Source organism: Paraglaciecola sp. (assembly GCF_030730205.1).
Taxonomy (GTDB): Bacteria; Pseudomonadota; Gammaproteobacteria; order Enterobacterales; family Alteromonadaceae; genus Paraglaciecola.
On record NZ_JANQVQ010000092.1, the window covers coordinates 1 to 4219 of the forward strand.

At 39.6% G+C, this 4219-nt stretch carries 4 protein-coding genes; all 4 read right to left on the reverse strand.

Going from position 1 to position 4219, the window contains the following annotated elements; genetic code table 11:
- Positions 1-650, reverse strand: a 650-nt coding sequence (locus tag NWQ57_RS07710) for an FkbM family methyltransferase (RefSeq protein ID WP_306021564.1), incomplete at its 3' end; no start/stop codon positions are given.
- Entirely contained in the window at positions 650-2152 is a 1503-nt protein-coding gene (xrtA, locus tag NWQ57_RS07715) for an exosortase A (RefSeq protein WP_306021565.1), read from the reverse strand. The genes NWQ57_RS07710 and xrtA, both read right to left, overlap by 1 nt.
- A gap of 16 nt (positions 2153-2168) precedes the next feature.
- Positions 2169-3020, reverse strand: a complete 852-nt coding sequence (locus NWQ57_RS07720; RefSeq protein WP_306021567.1) for an XrtA system polysaccharide deacetylase — start codon at positions 3018-3020, stop codon at positions 2169-2171.
- A gap of 2 nt (positions 3021-3022) precedes the next feature.
- The coding region (locus NWQ57_RS07725; protein ID WP_306021566.1) for a TIGR03013 family XrtA/PEP-CTERM system glycosyltransferase at positions 3023-4219 on the reverse strand (1197 nt) is incomplete at its 5' end.

Consider the following 4219-nt stretch of genomic DNA (forward strand, 5'->3'; position numbering starts at 1 on the left):
GCCCCTTCAAAGACTGCTGGTTCTTGGCCTTCAACGTCAATTTTCAACGCTATATACTTAGCATCGCTAAACCCCAGCGTTGTACTCAGTTTATCGAGGGTAGTAACCTCTGTAACGCCATCACTATCAACTTGAATATAGGCGTCGTGGTCTGAGGTGATATTTGCATCACAATGAAGTGTTGCACTTCCACAAAAATTTGAAACCGCTTTATTAACTAAATCGGCCTTTGCTTTAAAAACCGATTGATTCGCCTCTAATAGTGCAAAAGCACTGGGGTTTGGCTCGATGCAAACATATCGGGCTATATTATCGGTTCCGCTGGCAACCATCATGGAGACAGCGCCAATATCAGCACCACAATCAATCATTAGCATTTTTTCAGGGCTGTGGTTTATGGCTGCAACAAAGGGTTGTATATCTTGCGGATAATAATTAGTGGGCCCCTTTTCTAACCAAAAACACCACTCTTCTACAGGCACAAAAAAAGACTTTCCATTAATACGGTATTTTATAGAACGGCCTTTAAATACTTTGACTGACCATAAGAATAAACGGTACTTACCTGGGAAATCGTGCGTTTGCGCTTGGCAATACAACCAATTTAATAAAAAGGGAAAAGTAGCAAGGCCAGACTCATTTGTTTTCATTAATGTTGCTCAAATGGCACAGAGTCAGAAAACGCCTTTTGCAGTTCTTGAACTTTTTGAATGAATTTCTCTTTCTGCTCAGCAGTATCTTTACTTATTGTCTGTGAGATTGCCAATATAGAAGCGTCTGCAGATTTACCAATCATGATATTAATAATTTGTTGTAACTTCGCCAAACGCCTATCGATAAAGATGTCGCCATCAACTAAATACCACGATGCTAACAGTCGAATATTGCCCACTGAATCGCTTATCTCTTCGTAAAATATTGATGTATCACCTAAATATCTCTTGCTGGACGACATAATAGTCCAGTTGTCTTGATGATAAAGTCGGTTCATGGAGCTTATTAGTTCTCCTCGACCTGTTTGGTAGTATGCGACAAAAAATTCTAAAGCGTTGGGTTCTTTTGTACCAATGAAGCCCAAAGATTGCACAGTAGAGTCATTGAATTGTGGATTCCAAACAAGATATTCATCATTTGCATAGTCTGTAAACCCTGCGGGCAATCTGAGTGATGAGTCGCTACTCTCAGCAAAAATTAGACGCTTTTCGATACTTTGATACCAAACTTGCGCCACAAGCAGAACTATCAAAAGCGAGACCGTCGCTTTTAAACTGATTTGCCGTGTAGAGCCGTCTAATGCAGTTTCGGGGTTTAACTCGTTAGACGTTGGCCCTTTAGTTCTGAAAAGTTCACCGATAAACAGCAAACTGATAATAACGATTGAAAAAAACACGCCGCCGTAAATGATATGATCGGCCCCTGCGGCATATTCCATATCAGTTAAATGCGCAGTCAAAATGATTCCGTACACCCTTAGTGCATTGGCAATAATCGGATATAAAATCGATATAACAATAAAAACGATTTTCTTCGACTTTGAACGAATGTTTAGGTGAGTGTACAAGGCGCCTATGACAATACAGGCGATAAAGAAACTAATCCCACTACACGCCTCTGCAACTAAAAAGGTGCCACCGGGAATTTGAATATATAGCCCTGTTCGAAAAACCGGAATTTGAGTCAATTTCAACAACTCAACTGACATATCAGCGGTGATACTTTGCAACCACGGAATTAATTCTTCGCCAACGGGGATCGAAAACAGCATAAAGCCTAAGGGAAAAGCGATAATTCTGGCCGCTTGATTACCGATTAACATCCAAATAATCAAGGGTAAAGAACAGAAGGTAGCAACGTGCATAAACAATTGTACATCGCCAGCAAGCCCTAAGCCGTAAAGGAGCAGCAACCCTAATATTGGAACCAAAAGAAGAAAATTGGGCTTAAACCTACACGATGCGAGTCGCTTTCTTTCTAAATAAATTAAAAAAATGGCGCCGGGTATAATAAAAAAACAATGGTTGAATATCTCAGAAATCCACCAAATATTGACCGCTGACCATAGACTTGATGAAAAAAGAAAAACCCAAAATGCCACTAATAAAAATAAAAAAGGCATAACGGTTTTATTGGCACTTATAAAATTACTATTCACTGTCAGTGGCTCTACTTTATGACTTTTGAACTACGTCAATGTTATAAACGTCTTTCATCGTTCCCCACTTAAAGTCTGTCAATAACGACTCTAAACGTCCTTCCATTTTGTCTAGATTAAGATAGTGGCGAAAACGCGATTTAAAGGAAGCGCCTTGAACATGAGGCTGCTCAGGATCGATTTCCCAAGGATGAAAATAAAACGAATAGGGCTGTTGTTCTTTTTTGAGATATTGTTTGACTAATTTACGGGCTACGCTGTAGGGATATAATCTAAAATAGCCACCACCACCGATTGGCACCTGCTTACCTAGGATTTTCAGAGTAGGAATAGGTATTTCTACAATACCTTCTGGACGTTTATAAGCAAATCGTGGCCAATCAGGCGTACCATACAGATCATGCTTAACTGGATAAGTGCTTGAACTATACCCAAAACCTAATTCAGCCAACACTTCAAAAGCCCACTCATTGGTATAACCAATTGAAAAGCTGGGCGCTCGATAACCTGTTAACTTTTCACCTAGCAAGTCTTCTAAGTGATTTTTCGAACGGAGGACGTCTGCAGTAAACTCTTCTCTGGTTTGTTCAGACGCTCTTCTATGGGCATAACCATGACTTGCAATCTCGTGTCCCTGCTTACTAATTTCTTTGATCAAATCAGGATACCGTTCTGCGACCCATCCCAAAACAAAAAAAGTGGACTTAACGTCATGTTTGGCAAAGATATCAAGCAACCTACGGGTATTGCGATCAACCCTCACTTGATAGTCTTGCCATTGTTCTGGTTTGATTATTTCTTCGAAAGCGGAAACATGGAAAAAATCTTCGACATCCACGGTCATCGCATTTAGCACTGAGCTTTTCATCATTATCTTCCTTTTCCGAATAAAACAACTTCCACGGTTCGGATAAGAATTAAGATATCTAACATCAAACTTTGATGCTTAACGTAGTACAAATCAAATTTCAGTTTTTCCATAGAATCTTCAACACTAGCGCCATAGGGGTAGTTAAGCTGAGCCCATCCCGCAAGCCCAGGCTTTACGTTATGACGTTGATTATAATAAGGAATTTCACGAATTAGTTGTTCAACAAATTCAGGGCGTTCTGGTCTAGGTCCGATAAAAGACATCTCCCCTCTAAATATGTTCAGTAACTGCGGAAGCTCATCTATACGATACTTTCTAATAAAGTGCCCGATTTTAGTAACCCTTGAATCATTCGTCGTCGCCCACTTAGCACCATCTTTTTCAGCATCAGGACGCATGCTTCTGAATTTTATAATTTTGAACAATTTTCCGTTTAAACCTACCCGTTCTTGCTTGTAAAAAATAGATGCGTTTGAGTTTCTTACATCTTCAAAGAATATGATCAAGGCAGTGAGCAACATAAAGGGCCAGGTAATCGACAAGACCAATAAGGCTAAAAAGCAGTTAATGCCATAGTCTAAGGCATCTCGTAAATAGTTTTGTGAATTAAAGCCGTTTGAATAAATAACCCAGCTTGGGTACATAAGATTAACGACAATTTGCCCAGTTTCCCGCTCCATAAAATCGAGCAAATCAGTTACTTCAACACCTCGTAGTCGACAATCAAACAATATTTCAACGGGCAAGGTACCACGGCGTTGATCACACGCGATAACAACCTCATCAATATCGTTATCAGAAATGAAATTTCTGAAGTTTTCGTCCACTTTAACGTGTATCAATTTTTCGTTTTGGATGCCTTCTTCGCGGTTGTCACCAGGAATAGGAATAAATCCAATTAATTCAAAGCCTACTCTGTCGACTTCACGACGCATGCGTTTTTCAATAATTGAAGCGCGCTCTCCAGCACCAATAATAATAATTTTCGTTTGGCCTAGACCTAATATTCCAAGGCGATTTACGAAGTATCTAAAGATAACGAGAACAAGAATGGTTGACCCAGCAAAGAAAGGTAAAAAATATTGATGGATCTCTAAATTACTGATGAAGGTATTTCTAAAAACCTCCATTACAAAATAAGCTAGCGCGACACTAACAAAGATTCGTCTGATAATGCCTCGAAACGTTTCTCTGAG

What these genes read in the sequence shown, in the direction of transcription:
- NWQ57_RS07720 (WP_306021567.1), bottom strand. Translation starts at nt 3,020, where the DNA reads ATGAAAAGCTCAGTGCTAAATGCGATGACCGTGGATGTCGAAGATTTT.